The organism is Pseudoduganella aquatica, from assembly GCF_020865585.1.
GTDB classification, from domain to species: Bacteria; Pseudomonadota; Gammaproteobacteria; order Burkholderiales; family Burkholderiaceae_D; genus Rugamonas; species Rugamonas aquatica_A.
This window is the reverse complement of sequence record NZ_CP086370.1, coordinates 98,127-121,656: the sequence shown is the minus strand read 5'-3', so window position 1 is coordinate 121,656 and position 23,530 is coordinate 98,127. Positions and strand designations below refer to the sequence as shown.

Sequence of the window (23,530 nt, the reverse complement as noted above, 5' to 3'; positions counted from 1 at the left end):
CCCAAGGAGAATGGAAATGAGTATCGTAACCAGCTTGTCCACAGACCAAATTGCCTCACTTTCGACCGCGCAGATTGCGGGTCTGGCGACAGCTGATATCGCTGGCCTTTCCTCCGACCAGTTCCGGGCGCTGACGACCGACCAGATGGGCGTGTTCACCAGCGCCCAAATTCCGTCGTTCACCACCAGCCAGCTGGCCGGCGCGCTGACCACGGACCAGACCGTTGCGCTGACGTCCGCGCAGTTCGCTTCCCTGACCAGCGGCCAGGTCGCCGCGCTGTCGACCGACGCGATGAAAGCCATCGAGTCCAACGACATCGCCGCGCTGAAGACCGCCTCCATTGCTGCACTGAAAACGAACCAAGTCGCGGTGCTGGGCTCCGACCAGATCGGCGCGCTGACCAGCGGCCAGGCCGCCGCGCTGACCACCAACGCGATCGCCGCCGGCCTGACGACCGACCAGATCGTCGCCCTGGGCACCAACCATACCGCCGTGCTGAGCTCGGCTCAAGTCGCTGCCTTCAGCACCGACGGCATCGCCGCCATGCAGACCGAAGACCTGGCCGCGCTGCGCACCGTCGCCATCGCCGGCCTGAAGTCCACTCAGCTGGCCGCGCTGACCACCGACCAGGTCGTCGGCCTGGGCACCAACCAGGTTGCCGCGCTGACCAGCGCCCAAGCCGGCGCGCTGACCACCGATGGCATCAAAGCCATGGAAACCAGCGACCTGGCCGCCCTGAAGTCGTCCGCCCTCGCCGGCTTGAACACCGCCCAGATCGCTGCGCTGACGACCGACCAGATCGGCGCCATGACCACCGGCCAGTTCGCCGCGCTGAGCGTCACCCAGATCGGCGCCGGCCTGACGACCGACCAGGTTGTCGCCATGAACTCGGCGCAGATCGGCGTGCTGAGCACCGCCCAGGTCGCCGCCTTCACCACCGACGCCATCAAGGCCATCGAAACCAATGATCTGGTGGCCCTGAAGTCGACCGTGATCGCCGCCCTGAAAACCAACCAGATCGCCGCCCTGACCACCGACCAGGTCAACAACCTGTCGAGCAGCCAGGTTGCCGCGCTGACGACCACCGCCATCGCGACCGCGCTGAGTACCGACCAGGTTGTCGCCCTGAATAGCCAGCAAGCCGGCGCCCTGAGCTCGAGCCAGGTGGCCGCCTTCACCACCGACGGCATCGCCGCGCTGCAAACCGAAGACCTGGCCGCGCTGAAGACCGCCGCCATCGCCGGCCTGCGCACCGCGCAAGTGGCCGCACTGACCACCGACCAGGTTGTTGGCCTGGGTACCAACCAGGTTGCCGCGCTGACCAGCGCCCAAGCTGGCGCCCTGACCACCGACGGCATCAAGGCCATGGAGACCAGTGACCTGGCCGTGCTGAAATCGGCTGCCATCGCCGGCCTGAGCACCGCCCAGATTTCGGTGCTGACCACCGACCAGATCGGCGCCATGACCTCCGGCCAGTTTGCCGCCCTGAGCGTCACCCAGATCGGCGCCGGCCTGACCACCGACCAGATCGTGGCCATGAACTCCGCCCAGTTCGGCGCGTTCACCACCACCCAGTTCAACGCCCTGTCGACCGACTCGATCAAAGCCATCGAGACCAACGACATCGTCGGCCTGAAATCGACCGTGATCGCCGCGCTGAAAACCAACCAGATCGCCGCCCTGACGACCGACCAGGTGAACAGCCTGACCAGCAGCCAGGTCGCAGCGCTGACCACCACCGCCATCGCCACCGCGCTGAGCACCGACCAGGTGGTTGCCCTGAACAGCGTACAAGCATCGGCCCTGAGCTCGCTGCAAGTGGCTGCCTTCACCACCGACGCCATTGCCGCGCTGCAGACCGAAGACCTGGCCGCGCTGAAAACGTCGGCCATCGCCGGCCTGAAGTCGTCGCAAATGGCCGCGCTGACCACCGACCAGGTGGTGGGCCTGGGCACCAACCAGGTTGCCGCGCTGACCAGCACCCAGGCTGGCGCGCTGACCACCGACGGCATCAAGGCCATGGAGACCAATGACCTGGCCGTGCTGAAATCGGCTGCCATCGCCGGCCTGAACACTGCCCAGATCTCGGTGCTGACCACCGACCAGATCGGCGCCATGTCCTCCGGCCAGTTCAGCGCCCTGAGCACCACCCAGATCGCTGCGGGCCTGACCACCGACCAGATCGTGGCCATGAACTCGGCCCAGTTCGGCGCGTTCACCACCACCCAGTTCAGCGCCCTGTCGACCGACTCGATCAAAGCCATCGAGACCAACGACATCGTCGGCCTGAAATCGACCGTGATCGCCGCGCTGAAGACCAACCAGGTCGCCGCCCTGACGACGGACCAGGTCAACAACCTGACCAGCAGCCAGGTCGCCGCCCTGACCACCACCGCCATCGCCAGCGCGCTGAGCACCGACCAGGTCGTGGCGCTGAACAGCGTGCAAGCATCGGCGCTGAGCTCGCTGCAAGTGGCTGCCTTCACCACCGACGCCATCGCCGCCCTGCAGACCGAAGACCTGGCCGCGCTGAAAACGTCGGCCATCGCCGGCCTGAAGACTGCGCAAATGGCCGCACTGAGCACCGACCAGGTGGTGGGCCTGGGCACCAACCAGGTTGCCGCGCTGACCAGCGCCCAGGCTGGCGCGCTGACCACCGACGGCATCAAGGCCATGGAGACCAACGACCTGGCCGTGCTGAAATCAGCCGCCATCGCTGGCCTGAGCACTGCCCAGATCTCGGTGCTGACGACCGACCAGATCGGCGCCATGTCCTCCGGCCAGTTCAGCGCCCTGAGCGTCACCCAGATCGGCGCCGGCCTGACCACCGACCAGATCGTGGCCATGAACTCCGCCCAGTTCGGCGCGTTCACCACCACCCAGTTCGGCGCGCTGTCGACCGACTCGATCAAAGCCATCGAGACCAACGACATCGTCGGCCTGAAATCGACCGTGATCGCCGCGCTGAAAACCAACCAGATCGCCGCCCTGACGACCGACCAGGTGAACAGCCTGACCAGCAGCCAGGTCGCCGCCCTGACCACCACCGCCATCGCCACCGCGCTGAGCACCGACCAGGTCGTCGCCCTGAACAGCGTGCAAGCATCGGCGCTGAGCTCGAGCCAGGTTGCCGCCTTCACCACCGATGCCATCGCCGCCCTGCAGACCGAAGATCTGGCCGCGCTGAAAACCGCCGCCATCGCCGGCCTGAAAACCGCGCAAGTGGCCGCGCTGAGCACTGATCAGGTCGTGGGCTTGGGCACCAACCAGGTTGCCGCGCTGACCAGCGCCCAGGCTGGCGCGCTGACCACCGACGGCATCAAGGCCATGGAGACCAACGACCTGGCCGCCCTGAAGTCGGCTGCCATCGCCGGCCTGAACACGGCCCAGATCTCGGTGCTGACCACCGACCAGATCGGCGCTATGTCCTCCGGCCAGTTCAGCGCCCTGAGCACCACCCAGATCGCCGCCGGCCTGAACACCGACCAGATCGTGGCCATGAACTCGGCCCAGTTCGGCGCGTTCACCACCAGCCAGTTCAACGCCCTGTCGACCGACTCGATCAAAGCCATCGAGACCAACGACATCGTCGGCCTGAAATCGACCGTGATCGCCGCGCTGAAAACCAACCAGATCGCCGCCCTGACGACCGACCAGGTGAACAGCCTGACCAGCAGCCAGGTCGCCGCGCTGACCACCACCGCCATCGCCACCGCGCTGAGCACCGACCAGGTTGTCGCCCTGAACAGCGTGCAAGCATCGGCGCTGAGCTCGAGCCAGGTTGCCGCCTTCACCACCGACGCCATCGCCGCCCTGCAGACCGAAGACCTGGCCGCGCTGAAAACCGCCGCCATCGCCGGCCTGAAAACAGCGCAAGTGGCCGCGCTGAGCACTGACCAGGTCGTGGGCCTGGGCACCAACCAGGTTGCCGCGCTGACCAGCGCCCAGGCTGGCGCGCTGACCACCGACGGCATCAAGGCCATGGAGACCAATGACCTGGCCGTGCTGAAGTCGGCTGCCATCGCCGGCCTGAACACTGCCCAGATCTCGGTGCTGACCACCGACCAGATCGGCGCCATGTCCTCCGGCCAGTTCAGCGCCCTGAGCACCACCCAGATCGCCGCCGGCCTGAACACCGACCAGATCGTGGCCATGAACTCGGCCCAGTTCGGCGCGTTCACCACCAGCCAGTTCAACGCGCTGTCGACCGACTCGATCAAAGCCATCGAGACCAACGACATCGTCGGCCTGAAATCGACCGTGATCGCCGCGCTGAAAACCAACCAGATCGCCGCCCTGACGACCGACCAGGTGAACAGCCTGACGAGCAGCCAGGTCGCCGCGCTGACCACCACCGCCATCGCCACCGCGCTGAGCACCGACCAGGTCGTGGCCCTGAACAGCGTACAAGCATCGGCCCTGAGCTCGCTGCAAGTGGCTGCCTTCACCACCGACGCGATCAAGGCTCTGCAGACCGAAGACCTGGCCGCGCTGAAAACCGCCGCCATCGCCGGCCTGAAGACCGCGCAAGTGGCCGCGCTGACCACCGACCAGGTGGTTGGCCTGGGTACCAACCAGGTTGCCGCGCTGACCAGCGCCCAGGCTGGCGCGCTGACCACCGACGGCATCAAGGCCATGGAGACCAACGATCTGGCCGCGCTGAAGTCGGCTGCCATCGCCGGCCTGAAAACCGACCAGATCTCGGTGCTGACGACCGACCAGATCGGCGCCATGACCTCCGGCCAGTTCAGCGCCCTGAGCACCACCCAGATCGCTTCGGGCCTGACGACCGACCAGATCGTGGCCATGAACTCGGCCCAGTTCGGCGCGTTCACCACCACCCAGTTCGGCGCGCTGTCGACCGACTCGATCAAAGCCATCGAGACCAACGACATCGTCGGCCTGAAATCGACCGTGATCGCCGCGCTGAAAACCAACCAGATCGCCGCCCTGACGACGGACCAGGTCAACAACCTGACCAGCAGCCAGGTCGCCGCCCTGACCACCAGCGCGATCGCCGCGTCCCTGAGCACCGACCAGGTTGTGGCGCTGAACAGCCTGCAAGCCTCGGCGCTGAGCTCGAGCCAGGTGGCCGCCTTCACCACCGACGCGATCAAGGCTCTGCAGACCGAAGACCTGGCCGCGCTGAAAACCTCGGCCATCGCCGGCCTGAAAACCGCGCAAATGGCTGCGCTGACCACCGACCAGGTGGTTGGCCTGGGCACCAATCAGGTTGCCGCGCTGACCAGCGCCCAAGCTGGCGCCCTGACCACCGACGGCATCAAGGCCATGGAGACCAACGACCTGGCCGCGCTGAAATCGGCTGCCATCGCCGGCCTGAAAACCGACCAGATCTCGGTGCTGACGACCGACCAGATCGGCGCCATGTCCTCCGGCCAGTTCAGCGCCCTGAGCACCACGCAGATCGCTTCGGGCCTGACCACCGACCAGATCGTGGCCATGAACTCGGCCCAGTTCGGCGCGTTCACCACCACCCAGTTTGTGGCGCTGACGACCGATTCGATCAAAGCCATCGAGACCAACGACATCGTCGGCCTGAAATCGACCGTGATCGCCGCGCTGAAAACCAATCAGGTTGCCGCCCTGACGACTGACCAGGTCAACAACCTGACCAGCAGCCAGGTCGCCGCCCTGACCACCAGCGCCATCGCCGCCGCGCTGAGCACCGACCAAGTGGTCGCTCTGAACAGCGTGCAAGCATCGGCACTGAGCTCGAGCCAGGTGGCTGCCTTCACCACCGACGCCATCGCCGCCCTGCAGACCGAAGATCTGGCTGCGCTGCGCACGGTAGCGATCGCCGGCCTGAAAACCGCGCAGATCGCTGTGCTGACCACGGATCAAGTGGTGGGCCTGGGCACCAGCCAGGTTGCCGCGCTGAACAGCGCGCAAGCTGCGGCGCTGACCACCGACGGCATCAAGGCCATGGAGACCAACGATCTGGCCGTGCTGAAATCGGCTTCGATCTCGGCGCTGAACTCCAGCCACATCGCCGCGCTGACGACCGACCAGCTGGTGGCGATGACCACCGGCCAGTTCAGCGCGCTGATCAGCACGCAGATCGCCGGTCTGTCGACCGACCAGGTGGCTTCGCTGGAAACGAACGACATGCGTGCCCTGCGCACGGCGGCCATCCGCGCCATGTCGACCGACCAGCTGCGCAGCCTGACGACGACCCAGGTTCACACGCTGACCAGCTCGCAAGTCTGCGCCCTGACCTCGAACCAGATCCAGGCCATGACCACCGACCAGATCAACGCCTTCGTCAGCCCGTTCTACACGCCTATCGTGCTGGATCTGGACGGTAACGGCATCGACACCCTGGCGTTTGGCGACGGCGTCAAGTTCGATGTGCTGGGCACCGGCACCGCGGTCAATACCGGCTGGGTACGCGGCAACGACGGCCTGCTGGCCCTGGACCGCAACGGCGACGGCATGATCAACGACGGCACCGAGCTGTTCGGCGCAGGCACCACGCTGGCCAACGGCCAGAAGGCGAAGACCGGCTACGAAGCGATGGCTGAACTGGATAGCAACAAGGATGGCGCGCTGACCAGTGCTGACAGTGCCTTCGGCGACCTGCGCGTCTGGGTGGATGGCAATGCGGACGGCGTCAGCCAGGCAAGCGAGCTGAAATCGCTGGCCGAGCTGAACATCACCAAGCTGAACCTGGGCGCCAAGCAGGATGTGTCTCTGAACAACGGCAACATCGTCGGTCTGACCTCGACCTACGAAACCGCCGACGGCCAGAGCCACGCCGCAGCCGACGTCTGGTTCGCCGGCAGCAACGTGGCGCCGGGCGCGGCGGATCTGCGCGGCAGCGTCAACGGCCTGGTGCAAGCGATGTCTTCCTTCAGCAGCAGCGACGCACCGGCAACGGGCGGCACGCTGAAACTGGATGGCGGCAGCCAGAACGTGGCCAGCAGCGTTGCCAACCTGGCCGACGCGCTGAAACAGTTCGACGCGACCAAGCTGAACGGAGCCGCAGGACTGGCGCCGGCTGGTGAAGATCTGCGCCTCAAAGCGCTGCACGGCACCGGCCAGGGCTTCCTGGCAGCACCGAAGTAAGTAAGATCTGAGAGCGGCAAGACTTCGGTCTTGCCGCTTTTTTTTTCGCTATCCTAAAAGCAACAGCTGTTAATCAATTGCTTCTAGGCAGCAAGTAGCTCATTTATAATCATGTAACAACTGGTTTTTTGCATAGCCGTGGCCACCGCCACAGAACAACACAAATAAAAACGCTGGTGCTACAGGCTCTGCCTTGTAAGCGCCTGTTTTTGTCTACAGCGCAATACAAGGAGAGTGGGAATGGGCTTTATCAATCTATTAAATACCGATCAAATCGCCGGTCTGGGCACCGATCAGATCGGTACGATTCCTTCCGAGGACATCTCAGCGCTGACTTCTGCGCAGTTCGGTGCCTTTACATCGGCCCATATCCCCTTCTTTAGCACCGCGATGCTGCGTGCCCTGGGCACCACCCAGGTGGCCGGTCTGAACAGCAACCAGGCAGCGGTGCTGAGTTCCTCCCAGCTTGGCGCCCTGACCACAGCCAGCGTCGCGGCACTCTCCACGGATGACGTTGCCGTGTTGAAAACGAGTGCCATCCTCGGCTTGACCACCGCCCAGGTCAGTGCCCTGAAAACCCAGCAAGTGGTGGCTTTGACCACCGATGCCGCTCGTGCGCTGAGCTCGGCTCAAGCCGGCGCGCTGAGCACCGCCAGCGTCGCGGCGCTGGAAACTTCCGATCTGGCCGTGCTGAGCACCGCTGCCGTGCGCGCCCTGAGCAGCGCCCAGGTTGGCGCGCTGACCACCGACCAGGTTGTCGCCCTGAGTACCACGCAAGTGGCTGCCCTGGTGACCAGCCAGGCTGTCGGCTTGGGCACGGACGCCATCCGCGCCATCGAAACGCGTGACCTGGCCGCCATCGGCACCAGCATCATCTCGACGCTGAGCTCGACCCAGGTTGGCGCACTGACCACCGACCAGGTTGCGTCCCTGAACACGGCTGCTGTCGGCGCCCTGAGCACGCTGAGCATCGCCAACGGCCTGAAAACCAACCAGGTCGTTGCGCTGGCGTCGCATCAGTTCGCCGCGATGAATGCGCTGCAGGTGGCGGCGCTGAGCACCGACGGCATTGCCGCCATTGAAACCAACGACCTGCGCGGCCTCACGACCGCCGCCATCGCCGGCCTGCGCACCGCGCAAGTCGCCGTGCTGACTACCGACCAGGTGGCCAACCTGTCGGCCACGCAAGTTGCCGCGTTGACTACGGCTGCCGTTGCACAAGGTCTGAAAACCCACCAGATCGTAGCGCTGACCACCGACGCCGCCGCCGCCCTGAGCAGCGCCCAAGTCGCCGCCCTGAGCACCGCCAACGTCGCCGCGCTGGAAACGGCTGATCTGGCCGCGCTGAAAACCGCCGCCATCCGCGCGCTGAGCAGCAGCCAGGTTGGCGCACTGACCACCGACCAGATTGTCGCCCTGAGCACCACGCAAGTGGCTGCCCTGGTCAGCAGCCAAACTGTCGGCCTGGGCACCGACGCCATCCGCGCCATCGAAACGCGTGACCTGGCGGCGATTGGCACCAGCATCATCTCGACCCTGAGCTCGACGCAGATCACCGCGCTGTCGACCGACCAGGTTGCGTCCTTGAACTCGGCCGCCATCGGGGCGCTGAGCACCCAAGGTATCGCCAATGGCCTGAAGAGCAACCAGGTTGTCGCACTGGGCTCGCACCAGTTCGCCGCGATGAACGCGCTGCAAGTGGCTGCCCTGAGCACCGAAGGCATTGCCGCTATCGAGACCAATGACCTGCGCGGCCTCACGACCGCCGCCATCGCCGGCCTGCGCACCGCGCAAGTCGCCGTGCTGACCACCGACCAGGTGGCCAACCTGTCGGCCACGCAAGTTGCCGCGCTGACCACGGCTGCCGTTGCGCAAGGTCTGAAAACCCACCAGATCGTAGCGCTGACCACCGACGCCGCCGCCGCCCTGAGCAGCGCGCAAGCCGCCGCGTTGAGCACCGCCAACGTGGCCGCGCTGGAAACGGCTGATCTGGCTGCGCTGAAAACCGCCGCCATCCGCGCGCTGAGCAGCAGCCAGGTTGGCGCGCTGACCACCGACCAGGTTGTTGCCCTGAGCACCACGCAAGTGGCTGCCCTGGTGAGCAGCCAGGCTGCCGGCCTGGGCACCGACGCCATCCGCGCTATCGAAACGCGTGACCTGGCAGCGATTGGCACCGGCATCATCTCCACGCTGAGCTCGACGCAGATCACCGCGCTGTCGACCGACCAGGTTGCGTCCTTGAACTCGGCCGCCATCGGGGCGCTGAGCACCCAAGGTATCGCCAACGGCCTGAAGAGCAACCAGGTTGTCGCGCTGGGCTCGCACCAGTTCGCCGCGATGAACGCGCTGCAAGTGGCTGCCCTGAGCACCGAAGGCATCGCCGCCATCGAGACCAATGACCTGCGCGGCCTCACGACCGCCGCCATCGCCGGCCTGCGCACCGCGCAAGTCGCCGTGCTGACCACCGACCAGGTGGCCAACCTGTCGGCCACGCAAGTTGCCGCGCTGACCACGGCCGCCGTTGCGCAAGGTCTGAAAACCCACCAGGTCGTAGCGCTGACCACCGACGCCGCCGCCGCCCTGAGCAGCGCGCAAGCCGCCGCCCTGAGCACCGCCAACGTGGCCGCGCTGGAAACGGCCGATCTGGCTGCGCTGAAAACCGCCGCCATCCGCGCCCTGAGCAGCAGCCAGGTTGGCGCACTGACCACCGACCAGGTTGTCGCCCTGAGCACCACGCAAGTGGCTGCCCTGGTCAGCAGCCAGGCTGCCGGCCTGGGCACCGACGCCATCCGCGCAATTGAAACGCGTGATCTGGCGGCGATTGGCACCAGCATCATCTCGACCCTGAGCTCGACGCAGATCACCGCGCTGTCGACCGACCAGGTTGCGTCCTTGAACTCGGCCGCCATCGGCGCGTTGAGCACCTCTGGCATCGCCAACGGCCTGAAGAGCAATCAGGTTGTCGCACTGGGCTCGCACCAGTTCGCCGCGATGAACGCGCTGCAAGTGGCTGCCCTGAGCACCGAAGGCATCGCCGCCATCGAGACCAATGACCTGCGCGGCCTCACGACCGCCGCCATCGCCGGCCTGCGCACCGCGCAAGTCGCCGTGCTGACCACCGACCAGGTGGCCAACCTGTCGGCCACGCAAGTTGCCGCGCTGACCACGGCCGCCGTTGCGCAAGGTCTGAAAACCCACCAGATCGTAGCGCTGACCACCGACGCCGCCGCCGCCCTGAGCAGCGCGCAGGCCGCCGCGTTGAGCACCGCCAATGTGGCCGCGCTGGAAACGGCCGATCTGGCCGCGCTGAAAACCGCCGCCATCCGCGCCCTGAGCAGCAGCCAGGTTGGCGCGCTGACCACCGACCAGGTTGTCGCCCTGAGCACCACGCAAGTGGCCGCGCTGGTCAGCAGCCAGGCTGCCGGCCTGGGCACCGACGCCATCCGCGCCATTGAAACGCGTGACCTGGCAGCGATTGGCACCAGCATCATCTCGACCCTGAGCTCGACGCAGATCACCGCGCTGTCGACCGACCAGGTTGCGTCCTTGAACTCGGCCGCCATCGGCGCGCTGAGCACCCAAGGTATCGCCAACGGCCTGAAGAGCAACCAGGTTGTCGCGCTGGGCTCGCACCAGTTCGCCGCGATGAACGCGCTGCAAGTGGCTGCCCTGAGCACCGAAGGCATCGCCGCCATCGAGACCAATGACCTGCGCGGCCTCACGACCGCCGCCATCGCCGGCCTGCGCACCGCGCAAGTCGCCGTGCTGACCACCGACCAGGTGGCCAACCTGTCGGCCACGCAAGTTGCCGCGCTGACCACGGCTGCCGTTGCGCAAGGTCTGAAAACCCACCAGATCGTAGCGCTGACCACCGACGCCGCCGCCGCCCTGAGCAGCGCGCAAGCCGCCGCCCTGAGCACCGCCAACGTGGCCGCGCTGGAAACGGCTGATCTGGCTGCGCTGAAAACCGCCGCCATCCGCGCCCTGAGCAGCAGCCAGGTTGGCGCGCTGACCACCGACCAGGTTGTCGCCCTGAGCACCACGCAAGTGGCTGCCCTGGTCAGCAGCCAGGCTGCCGGCCTGGGCACCGACGCCATCCGCGCAATTGAAACGCGTGATCTGGCGGCGATTGGCACCAGCATCATCTCGACCCTGAGCTCGACGCAGATCACCGCGCTGTCGACCGACCAGGTTGCGTCCTTGAACTCGGCCGCCATCGGCGCGTTGAGCACCTCTGGCATCGCCAACGGCCTGAAGAGCAATCAGGTTGTCGCGCTGGGATCGCACCAGTTCGCCGCGATGAACGCGCTGCAAGTGGCTGCCCTGAGCACCGAAGGCATCGCCGCCATCGAGACCAATGACCTGCGCGGCCTCACGACCGCCGCCATCGCCGGCCTGCGCACCGCGCAAGTCGCCGTGCTGACCACCGACCAGGTGGCCAACCTGTCGGCCACGCAAGTTGCCGCGTTGACTACGGCTGCCGTTGCACAAGGTCTGAAAACCCACCAGGTCGTAGCGCTGACCACCGACGCCGCCGCCGCCCTGAGCAGCGCGCAAGCCGCCGCCCTGAGCACCGCCAACGTGGCCGCGCTGGAAACGGCTGATCTGGCTGCGCTGAAAACCGCCGCCATCCGCGCCCTGAGCAGCAGCCAGGTTGGCGCGCTGACCACCGACCAGGTTGTTGCCCTGAGCACCACGCAAGTGGCCGCCCTGGTCAGCAGCCAGGCCGCCGGCCTGGGCACCGACGCCATCCGCGCCATTGAAACGCGTGACCTGGCGGCCATCGGCACCAGCATCATCTCGACCTTGAGCTCGACGCAGATCACCGCGCTGTCGACCGACCAGGTTGCGTCCTTGAACTCGGCCGCCATCGGGGCGCTGAGCACCCAAGGTATCGCCAATGGCCTGAAGAGCAACCAGGTTGTCGCACTGGGCTCGCACCAGTTCGCCGCGATGAACGCGCTGCAAGTGGCTGCCCTGAGCACCGAAGGCATCGCCGCCATCGAGACCAATGACCTGCGCGGCCTCACGACCGCCGCCATCGCCGGCCTGCGCACCGCGCAAGTCGCCGTGCTGACCACCGACCAGGTGGCCAACCTGTCGGCCACGCAAGTTGCCGCGCTGACCACGGCTGCCGTTGCGCAAGGTCTGAAAACCCACCAGATCGTAGCGCTGACCACCGACGCCGCCGCCGCCCTGAGCAGCGCGCAAGCCGCCGCGTTGAGCACCGCCAACGTGGCCGCGCTGGAAACGGCTGATCTGGCCGCACTGAAAACCGCCGCCATCCGCGCCCTGAGCAGCAGCCAGGTTGGCGCGCTGACCACCGACCAGGTTGTCGCCCTGAGCACCACGCAAGTGGCCGCGCTGGTCAGCAGCCAGGCTGCCGGCCTGGGCACCGACGCCATCCGCGCCATTGAAACGCGTGATCTGGCGGCGATTGGCACCAGCATCATCTCGACCCTGAGCTCGACGCAGATCACCGCGCTGTCGACCGATCAGGTTGCGTCCTTGAACTCGGCCGCCATCGGCGCGCTGAGCACCCAAGGTATCGCCAATGGCCTGAAGAGCAACCAGGTTGTCGCGCTGGGCTCGCACCAGTTCGCCGCGATGAACGCGCTGCAAGTGGCTGCCCTGAGCACCGAAGGCATCGCCGCCATCGAGACCAATGACCTGCGCGGCCTCACGACCGCCGCCATCGCCGGCCTGCGCACCGCGCAAGTCGCCGTGCTGACCACCGACCAGGTGGCTAACCTGTTGGCCACGCAAGTTGCCGCGCTGACCACGGCTGCCGTTGCGCAAGGTCTGAAAACCCACCAGGTCGTAGCGCTGACCACCGACGCCGCCGCCGCCCTGAGCAGCGCCCAAGCCGCCGCCCTGAGCACCGCCAATGTGGCCGCGCTGGAAACGGCCGATCTGGCCGCGCTGAAAACCGCCGCCATCCGCGCGCTGAGCAGCAGCCAGGTAGGCGCGCTGACCACCGACCAGGTTGTTGCCCTGAGCACCACGCAAGTGGCCGCGCTGGTGAGCAGCCAGGCTGCCGGCCTGGGCACCGACGCCATCCGCGCCATTGAAACGCGTGATCTGGCGGCGATTGGCACCAGCATCATCTCGACCCTGAGCTCGACGCAGATCACCGCGCTGTCGACCGATCAGGTTGCGTCCTTGAACTCGGCCGCCATCGGCGCGCTGAGCACCACCGGCATCGCCAACGGCCTGAAGACCAACCAGGTCGCCGCGCTGGCGTCGCATCAGTTCGCCGCGATGAATGCGCTGCAGGTGGCGGCGCTGAGCACCGACGGCATTGCCGCCATTGAAACCAACGACCTGCGCGGCCTCACGACCGCCGCCATCGCCGGCCTGCGCACCGCGCAAGTGGCCGCGCTGAGCACCGACCAGGTAGCCAACCTGTCGTCCGTGCAAGTCGCCGCGCTGAGCACGGCAGCGATTGCACAGGGTCTGAAAACCCATCAGATCGCCGCACTGACGGTTGCCGGCGCCGGCGCACTGAGCTCGGTCCAGGCTACCGCGCTGAGCACCGCCAACGTCGCTGCGCTGGAAACGTCCGATCTGGCCGCACTGAGCACCGCAGCAGTTCGTGCGCTGAGCAGCAGCCAGGTAGGCGCGCTGACCACCGACCAGGTTGTCGCCCTGAGCACCACGCAAGTGGCCGCCCTGGTCAGCAGCCAGGCCGCCGGCTTCGGCACCGACGCCATCCGCGCCATTGAAACGCGTGATCTGGCGGTGATCGGCACCAGCATCATCTCGACCCTGAAATCGACCCAGGTTGGCGCGCTGACCACCGACCAGGTTTCGTCCCTGAGCTCGGCGGCTGTCGGCGCCCTGAGCACGTCCAGCATCGCCAATGGCCTGAAGACCGACCAAGTCGTGGCGCTGGGCTCGCACCAGTTCGCCGCGCTGAGCGCGCTGCAAGTGGCTGCGCTGAGCACCGAGGGCATCGCCGCCATCGAAACCAACGACCTGCGCGGCCTGACCACGGCCGCCATCGCCGGCCTGCGGACCGCGCAAGTGGCCGCGCTGACCAGCGACCAGGTAGCCAACCTGTCGACCGCGCAAGTTGCCGCGCTGACGACGGCTGCGATCGCCCAAGGCTTGAAAACCAGCCAGATCGCAGCACTGACGGTCGCCGAAGCAGGCGTGCTGAGCTCGGCACAGCTTGCCTCGTTGAGCACCGCCAACGTGGCCGCGCTGGAAACCTCCGACCTCGCCGCGCTGCAGACCACGGCCGTACGCGGCCTCAGCAGCAGCCAGATCGCCGCGCTGACCACGGATCAGGTGGTGGCCCTGACCACGTCGCAAGCTGCAACCCTGGGCAGTCACCAGGTCGCGGCCCTGACCACCGACGGCATCCGCGCCATGCAAACGGCGGATCTGACGGTACTGGCCAGCCTCGGCATCGCCGCGCTGGGTTCGGCGCAGGTTGGCGCGCTCACCACCGACCAGATCGTGTCGCTGAACACCTCCGCCATCTCCGCGCTGAGCACCGCCAATATCTCGGCCGGTCTGCGTACCCACCAGATCGTGGCGCTGGGTACCCACCAGATCGCCGTGCTGAACTCGGTGCAAGTGGCCGCGCTGAACACCGCCAACATCGCGGCGCTGGAAACGTCCGATCTGCGCGCCATCGCCACGGCCGGCATCGCCGGCCTGAAGACCGCGCAAGTGGCGGCCCTGACGACCGACCAGGTCGCCAGCCTGACGACCATGCAAGTGGCGGCGCTGAGCACCGCTGCGCTGGCGCAAGGCTTCGGCACCGACCAGGTGCGCGCGCTGTCGACCACCGAAGTGCAGGCGCTGCGCACCAGCCAGCTGCAAGCGCTGACCACGACCAACATCGCGGCCATGGAGACGTCGGACCTGAACGCGCTGCTGACGTCCCAGGTGGCCGGCCTGCGCACCGCGCAGATCCGCGCACTGACGACCGACCAGATCAAGGCGATGGGCACGACCCAGATCCACGCCCTGACCACGCTGCAGATCCATGCGCTGACCAGCGACCATGTCGGCGCGATGAGCGCCACGCAGATCGCCTCGCTGATCAGCCTGACCCCTGTCGTGCTCGACCTGGACGGCAACGGCATCAAGACCCGCAGCATCACCGAAGGCGTGCAGTTCGACATGCGCGCGGATGGCAGCAAGGTCAACACGGGCTGGGTGGGCGAGGGCGACGGCCTGCTGGCCCTGGACCGCAACAACGACGGCGTCATCAACGACGGCAGCGAACTGTTCGGCTCCTCGACCAAGCTGGCTGACGGCAGCACCGCCGCCAACGGCTACGCTGCCATGGCCGAGCTGGATAGCAACGGCGACGGCGTGATCAGCGGCGCGGACAGCAGCTTCGACAAGCTGCGCGTCTGGGTCGACGGCAATGCCGACGGCGTCAGCCAGGCCGACGAGCTGAAGACGCTGGCGCAGCTGCAGATCACCAAGCTGAACCTGGACGTGGCCAAAGGCAGCGCCATTGAGCACGGCAACATCTCCGGCCTGACCTCGACGTTTGAGACCAGCGACGGCCAGCAGCACCAGGCGGCCGACGTCTGGTTCCTGGCGGCGCCGGCGGCGAACCTGCGCGGCAGCGTCAATGGCTTGGTGCAGGCGATGGCCGGCTACGGCGGCGAGGCGGCTCCGGCCACCGGCGGCGCGCTCAAGCTGGACGACGCCGGCCAGGGCGTGGCGGCCGGTGCGGCGCAGCTGGCCGATGCGCTGAACCAGTTCGACGCCAGCAAGCTGAACGCCACTGCCGCCCAGGCGGCGCCTGCCGACGAGCTGCGCCTCAAAGCGCTGCACGGCGCAGGCAGCAACGGCGGCATCCTGGCAGCGCCGAAGTAAGCAAAACGCAGTACGGAAAGGGGAGTTCTTCCCTTTCCTCAAAATCAAAAGCGGCAAGACGACCAGTCTTGCCGCTTTTTTCTTGGCTTTGCCCTCCGCTCTTACCTCTTAGAATCGGGATAACTTTTTAAACTGACTATTGAGGCGGACCTTTGGCCACTACCACTTTGCAGATCGCGGATCTGACGACGCAGCAAATCACCGCCCTGGCGGTCAGCGTGTTCGCGGCGCTCAACTCCAGCCAGGCTGCATCCCTGAGTGCGCAGCAGGTCGCGGTGCTGTCCTCGGCCCAGGCCGGCGCGCTGACGGCCAGCGCCTTTGGTGCGCTGGCGCCGGAAGACATCGCCGCGCTCAGCGTGGCCGCCTTCGCCGGCATCAAGCCGGCGCAGCTGGCCGCTTTGGGCGCCGGCCAGGCCGCCGCGCTCACCAGCGCCCAGATGGCCGTGCTGAGCGCGATGCAGCTGGCCAGCCTGCGCGCCGAGGCCGTGGCCGCGCTGGACGCGGTGGACATCGCCGCGCTGCGCACCGCCGCCATCGCCGCCCTGAAAACCAGCCAGGCCGCTGCCCTGAACGGCGGCCAGGTCGCCGCGCTGAGCACGCTGCAGGCGCGCGCGCTCAGTTCCAGCCAGCTCAATGCGCTGTCGGCCGAGGCGCTGGCCGCGCTGGAGACGGCCGACTTCGCCGCGCTGCGCAGCAACGCCATCAGCGGCCTGGGCACGCGCCAGATCGCCGCGCTGGGCCTGGCGCATGTGGCCGCGCTCAGCACCGCGCAGGCCGCCGCCCTCAACAGCCGCCAGCTCAACGCCTTCGGCCTGGACGCGCTTGCCGCGCTCGACACGGCCGACCTGGCCGCGCTCAAGGCGTTCGCCGTGCGCGGCCTGGACGGCGCCCATCTGGCCGCGCTGGGCACGCGCGGCGCGCAGGCGCTCACCACCGCCCAGATCGCCGCCTTGACCACCGTGCAACTGGCCGGCGGCCTGGACGCGGCCCAGCTGGCCGCCTTCACTTCGCGCCAGATCGGCGCGCTGTCGAGCCAGCAGTTCGGCGCGCTGTCGCTGGCCGCCGTGGCCGCCATCGACGCGGCCGACATCGCGGCCCTGTCGACCCGCGTCATCGCCGCCCTGAAGAACGAGCAGCTGGCCGCCTTCAGCACGGCGCAGCTGGCCGCGCTGACCACGGCCCAGGCCGCCGCACTGGGCACGGCGCAGCTGGCCGCGCTGTCCGCCGCCGCCATCGCCGCCCTGGAAACGGCCGACCTGGCCGCGCTGAAAACCACGCTGCTTGCCCGCTTCAGCGCCGCGCAGATCGCCGCCCTCGGCAGCGACGGCGTGCGCGCCCTGACCCTGGCCCAGACCCTGGCGCTCACCCCGGCCCAGCTGGCCGCGTTCAGCGCCGGCCAGGCTGGCGCGCTGCGCAGCCAGCAGGTGGGCGCGCTCACTTCCGCCCAGCTGGGCGCGCTGTCCGAGGCCGCCATCGCCGCCCTCGGCACGGAGGATATCGCCGCCCTCAAGGCCTTTGCCCTGGCGGGCCTGCAGACCGCGCAGCTGGCCGCGCTGAGCGCGCCGCAGCTGGCCGCCCTGACCACCCAGCAGGCCGCCGCGCTGAGCAACGCCCAGGTGCTGAGCCTGACGGCTTCCGCGCTGGCCGGCCTGGAAACGGCGGACCTGGCGGCGCTGCGCAGCAGCGCCATCGCCGGCCTGTCGGCGGCCCAGCTGGCCGCCTTCGACGCCGCCCGCATGTGCGCCCTGGGCACGCAGCAGATCGCCGCGCTGACCACCGCGCAGCTGGCCGGCGCCATCAGCACGGCCCAGATCGCCGCGCTGACCTCGGCCCAGCTGGGCGCGCTCAGCGCCGTCCAGTTCGGCGCGCTGTCCGGCGAAGCGCTGGCGGCGCTGGAAACGTCGGACCTGGCCGGCCTGCGCCTGGCCATCTTCGCCGCCTTGAAGACCAACCAGCTCGCCGCGCTTTCCACGGCCCAGATCGCCAGCCTGACCGGCTCCCAGATCACTGCCCTCAACACCGCTGCGCTGAACGCGCTGAGCGACGGCCAGCTTGCCGCGCTGAGCACGCTGCAAATGGCTTACCTGACCAATGTGCAGGTGGCCTCGCTGTCCACGGCGGCCCTGGCCGCGCTGGGCACGGACGGCTTGGGCGCGCTGCGCGCCAGCGCCGTTGCGGCACTGCGGACGGCGCAGATCGCCGCGCTGGACACGGCCCAGGTGGTGGCGCTGAACACCCAGCAGGCCGGCGCGCTGAGCGCCGCGCAGCTGGCGGCTTTCGGCACCGCCGCCATCCAGGCCCTGCAGACGGCCGACGTGGCCGCGCTGTCGGTCTACGCGGCCGCCGGCCTGGCCAGCAACCAGCTGGCGGCGCTGGGCAGCGCCCAGGTGGCCGCGCTGAGCGCCGGCCATATCGGCCAGATCAATTCGCGCCAGTTGGCGCAAGGCTGGGGCAGCAGCCAGATCGCCGCCCTCAGTTCGCTGCAGGTGGGCGGGCTGACCAATGCGCAGCTGTCGCTGTGGTCCAGCGAGGCCATCGCCGCGATTGAAAGCCGCGACATCGGCGGCCTGAAGGCGTCCGTGCTGGCCGCCTTCAGCAGCGCCCAGATCGCCATGCTGAGCGGCGGCCAGGTCGGCGCCTTCAGCCTGTCCCAGCTGGGCGCGCTGAGCAGCGACACCATCGCTTCTTTGAGTACGGTCCAGGTCGCCGCGCTCACGAGCGCCCACGCCGCCGCGCTGAGCACGGCGCAAGTGGCCGCGCTGTCCGGCGCCGCCTTTGGCGCGCTGGACGCCGAGGACGTGGCCGCGCTGAAAACCGCCGCCGTGGCGCTGCTGAAAACCGCGCAGATCGCCGCGCTGGGCACGGCCCAGGTGGCGGCGCTGACCACCGCCCAGGCCGCGCTGCTGAACGGCGCGCAGCTGGCCGCGCTCGGCACCGGCGCCATCGCCGGGCTGGAAGGTCAGGACGTGGCGGTGCTGGCCACCGCCGCCGTGCGCGCGCTGGGCACGGCGCAGATCCGCGCGCTGAGCACGCTGCAAATCGCCAGCCTGAACAGCGCCCAGATCTGCGCGCTGACGTCCACCCAGGTGCAGGCGCTGAGCGTGGAACAGGTCGCTGCCCTGTCCAGCTTGTACACCCCGCTGGTGCTGGACCTGGACGGCAACGGCGTCAGCACCCTGGGCCTGTCGGCCGGCGTGCGCTTCGACATGCTGGCGGCCGGCGCGCCGGTGGCCACCGGCTGGGCCGGTCCGGCCGACGGCCTGCTGGCCCTGGACCGCAACGGCGACGGCCGCATCGGCGACGGCGGCGAACTGTTCGGTTCCGGCACCACGCTGGCCAGCGGCGCCAAGGCCGGCAACGGCTACCAGGCGCTGGCCGAACTCGACAGCAACGGCGACGGCGCCATCAGCGCGGACGACGCCGCCTTCAGCCGCCTGCGCGTGTGGGTTGATAGCAACAGCGACGGCGTCAGCGCCGCCGCCGAGCTGCACACGCTGGACGAGCTGCACATCACCCGCATCGGCCTGCAGGGCAAGCAGGACGTGTCGCTCAACAACGGCAATATCGTCGGGCTGACGTCGAGCTACCAGAGCGCCGACGGCGCCAGCCACGCGGCGGCCGACGTGTGGTTTGCCGGCAGCGCCGCCAAGCCGGGCGCGGCCGATCTGCGCAGCAGCGTCAGCGGCCTGGTGCAGGCGCTGTCGTCCTACGCCCATGCCGCGCCGCCCGCCGGGGGCGGCAGCCTGGGCCTGGGCAACGGCGGCGCCGGCGGCATCGACCTGGGTGCCTGCGTGGCGCAAATGGCCGACAGCCTGCAGCGCTTCGGCCTGGCCGCGCCGGGCAGCGCGGCGGCCCAGGCCGGCCCGGCCGACGCGCCGCGCTTGCCGTTCTGGCACGGCGCCGCGCAGCAGGGCTGGCTGGCTGCGGCGAAATAAATGGACAGAAACGAACAGAAGCGGAAATAAGCGTAGCGCAGCCTTCCAAGCGCCCCGGAAAAGCGGCAAGATAGCCCATCTTGCCGCTGGTCTGCGGTAGAATCCCCAGACCGGGTGTATCTTGCACGGATGCAACTCGCACTTACTAGCCCAACCGAGACGATGCACGATAAATTTCCCCACACAGCCATCCAGTGCCTGACCGCGATTGCGCAGCACCATGGCCTGCAGATCAATCCCGAACGCCTGATCGACGATTACGCGCTGGGCGCCGAGGAGCCGGGCGACAGCCTGCTGCTGCGCATCGCCGGCGACATCGGCCTGAAGGCCAAGGCCGGCCGCCTGGACTGGAACGGTCTGATGGCGCAGGAGGGCGTGTTCCCGCTGATGGCGCGCCTGCGCGACGGCAATATGGTGATCGCCGTGGGGGCCAAGCAGAACAGCGACGTGGCCGGCGACGGCGGCAGCATGGTGGCGGTGCTCAACCCGGCGGCCGGCGCGGCCGGCGTGGTCATGGTCAGCCAGGCCGACTTCTGCGCGCGCTGGGACGGCGAGGTGGTGTTCCTGAAACGCCAGCACAAGCTGAGCGACCCCAACCAGCCCTTCAGCCTGCGCTGGTTCATTCCCGAAATCCTGAAGCAGAAGGCGGCCTACCGCGACATCTTCATCGCCGCCATCGCCATGCACCTGCTGGCCATGGCTTCGCCCATCTTCTTCCAGCTGGTGATCGACAAGGTGCTCACGCACCAGGCCGTCACCACCTTGTGGGTGCTGGCCGCCGGCATCGTCATCGCGCTGGTGTTCGACGCCACCTTCGGCTACCTGCGCCAGATGCTGACCCTGGCCGCCTCCAACAAGATCGACATGCGGCTCACGCGCCGCACCTTCAGCCACCTGCTGTCGCTGCCCATCGACTATTTCGAGACGCACACCGCCGGCGTGGTCACGCGCCACATGCAGCAGCTGGAAAAGATCCGCAACTTCCTCACCGGACGCTTGTTCTTCACCGGCCTGGACCTGATTTCGCTGCTGATCTTCCTGCCCATCCTGTTCAGCTACTCGGTCAAGCTGGCCATGGTGGTGCTGGCCTTCACGGCCATGATCGCGGTCATCGTCATGGCCATGGTGCCGGCCTACCAGCGCCGCCTGAACGCGCTGTACGCGGCCGAGGGCCACCGCCAGGGCATGCTGGTGGAAACCATCCACGGCATGCGCACGGTCAAGGCGCTGGCCATCGAGCCGGCCCAGCGCCGCACCTGGGACCAGCGTTCGGCCGAAGCCATCACCATGCACTTCCGGGTCGGCCAGATTTCCATCACCGGCAACGCCATCACCGACTTCCTGGGCAAGCTGATGCCGGTGGTGCTGATCGTGCTGGGCGCGCAGGACGTGTTCAACCAGACCCTGTCGGTCGGTGCGCTGATCGCCTTCCAGATGCTGTCGCAGCGCGTCACCGGCCCGCTGATCTCCATGGTCGGCCTGGTCAATGAGTACCAGGAAACCGCGCTGTCGGTGAAAATGCTGGGCGAAGTGATGAACCGCGCGCCGGAAGGCCGCGCCGGCGCCGGCGGCCTGCGCCCCGTGCTGAACGGCGAGATCAAGTTCGACGACGTCACCTTCCGCTATCCGGGCTCGCAGACCGCCGCGCTGGACCGCACCAGCTTCACCATCCAGCCCGGCACCGTGGTGGGCGTGGTGGGCCGTTCCGGCTCCGGCAAGACCACGCTGACCAAGGTGATCCAGGGCCTATACTCGGTGCAGGAAGGCATCGTGCGCTTCGACGGCGTGGATGCGCGCGAAATCGAGCTGTCCCATCTGCGCCGCCAGATCGGCGTGGTGTTGCAGGAGAACTTCCTGTTCCGCGGCACCGTGCGCGAGAACCTCACCGTCACCAAGCCGGACGCCACCTTCGAGGAAATCGCCGAAGCGGCGGCCGCGGCCGGCGCGGACGAGTTCATCGAACGCCTGCCCATGGGCTACGACACCCTGCTCGAGGAAAGCGCCAGCAATCTGTCGGGCGGCCAGAAGCAGCGCCTGTCGATCGCGCGCTCGCTGCTGGCCAAGCCGCGCATCCTCATCCTGGACGAGGCCGCCTCGGCGCTGGATCCGGAAAGCGAAGCCATCTTCATCCGCAATCTGTCCAAGATCGCGGTGGGCCGCACCGTGGTGATGATTTCGCACCGCCTGTCCACCTTGGTCAACGCCAACTCCATCCTGGTCATGCAGCGGGGCCAGCTGGTCGACGCCGGCACCCACCAGGAACTGCTTACCCGTAGCGACACTTATCAGCATTTATGGAACCAGCAAACAAGCCACCTGTAAGCCCGAAACGCCGCGGCCGGACCGAAATCGAGTTCCTGCCCGACGCCGACGCCATCGAGCGCAATCCGCTGCCGCGCTGGCTGCGCATGACCTTGCACGTGCTGCTGGGCCTGTTCGTCACCTTCATCCTGTGGGCCAGCCTGTCGCAGGTGGAGACGGTGGTGATGGCGCACGGCCGCCTGGTCAATCCGCGCCCCAACATCGTGGTGCAGCCGCTCGAGACGGCGATTATCCAGACCATCGAAGTGCGCGCCGGGCAAGTGGTCAAGAAGGGCCAGCTGCTGGCCACGCTGGACCCGACCTTCACCCAGGCCGACGAGGCGCAGCTGCGCAACCGCCTGCGCAGCCTGGACACCCAGGCCGAGGGCCTGCGCGCCGAACTGTCCGGCAAGCCGGGCGCCGCCGCCGCCGGCGGCCGCGACGCCGACCAGCTGCTGCAGGCGCAGCTGTCGACCGAACGCCAGGCCAACTACGAGGCGCAGAAAATGCGCCTGGAGCAGAATATCGCGCGCCTGAAAGCCGGCATCGAGACCAACCAGCGCGACCAGCAGGTGCTGGCGCAGCGCCTCAAGTCGCTGTCCGAGATTGAAGCCATGCAGGAAAAACTGGTGGCCGAGAACTTCGGCGCCAAGATGCAGCTGCTGGAAGCGCGCGACCGCCGCCTGGAAGTCGAGCGCACCATGGTCATGGGCCGCAACAAGGACGTCGAGATGCAGCGCGAGCTGAACGCGGCCCAGGCCGAGCAGGCCGCCTTCAGCAAGAACTGGCGCCAGCGCATGATGGAAGACCTGCTGACCGCCACCCGCGACCGCGACGGCATCAACGAGCAGCTGACCAAGGCCGACCGCCGCCACAAGCTGGTGCAGCTGACCGCCCCGGCCGACGCCGTGGTGCTGGAGATCGCCAAGCTGTCGCCCGGCTCGGTGCTGCGCGAAGCGGAAACCATGTTCACCCTGGTGCCGCTGGGCGCCGATCTGGAAGCCCAGGTCGAGATCGATTCGCTGGACATCGGCCATATCAAGCCGGGCGATCCGGCCCACATCAAGATCGACGCCTTCCCCTTCCAGCGCCACGGCATGCTGGACGGCAAGCTGCGCACCATCAGCGAGGACTCGTTCAAGCGCGAACAGGTGCTGCCGGGCCAGGGCACGGACGCCTACTACCTGGGCACGCTGAACATGGGCAGCATCAAGCTGCGCAAGCTGGAACCCCAGCAGCGCCTGCTGCCGGGCATGACGCTGACCGCCGAGATCGTCGTCGGCAAGCGCTCGGTGATGTCCTACCTGCTGTGGCCGCTGACCAAGGCGCTGGACGAATCGATACGCGAACCATAATTCTT

At 67.8% G+C, this 23,530-nt stretch carries 5 protein-coding genes; all 5 read left to right on the top strand.

The window, feature by feature from the left end; all coding sequences use genetic code 11:
- The first annotated feature begins 16 nt into the window (after nucleotides 1-16).
- The 5 genes from KT882_RS00395 (at nucleotide 17) to KT882_RS00375 (ending at nucleotide 23,525) form a co-directional block, all read left to right on the top strand.
- Entirely contained in the window at nucleotides 17-7,087 is a 7,071-nt protein-coding gene (locus KT882_RS00395; RefSeq protein ID WP_161070460.1) for a heme utilization protein, read from the top strand.
- A gap of 390 nt (nucleotides 7,088-7,477) precedes the next feature.
- On the top strand, nucleotides 7,478-15,934 hold the full coding sequence (locus KT882_RS00390) for a heme utilization protein (RefSeq protein ID WP_228894095.1): 8,457 nt from the start codon (nucleotides 7,478-7,480) through the stop codon (nucleotides 15,932-15,934).
- A 152-nt stretch (nucleotides 15,935-16,086) separates the two neighbouring features.
- Nucleotides 16,087-19,869 carry a heme utilization protein gene (locus KT882_RS00385; RefSeq protein WP_228894094.1) on the top strand — a complete coding sequence of 1,261 codons (3,783 nt, stop codon included), beginning with the start codon at nucleotides 16,087-16,089 and terminating at the stop codon, nucleotides 19,867-19,869.
- A 162-nt stretch (nucleotides 19,870-20,031) separates the two neighbouring features.
- Entirely contained in the window at nucleotides 20,032-22,191 is a 2,160-nt protein-coding gene (locus KT882_RS00380; protein WP_161074321.1) for a peptidase domain-containing ABC transporter, read from the top strand.
- Nucleotides 22,164-23,525 carry an HlyD family type I secretion periplasmic adaptor subunit gene (locus KT882_RS00375; RefSeq protein WP_161074322.1) on the top strand — a complete coding sequence of 454 codons (1,362 nt, stop codon included), beginning with the start codon at nucleotides 22,164-22,166 and terminating at the stop codon, nucleotides 23,523-23,525. Before KT882_RS00380 ends, KT882_RS00375 begins: the two co-directional genes overlap by 28 nt.
- Nucleotides 23,526-23,530: the final 5 nt, after the last annotated feature.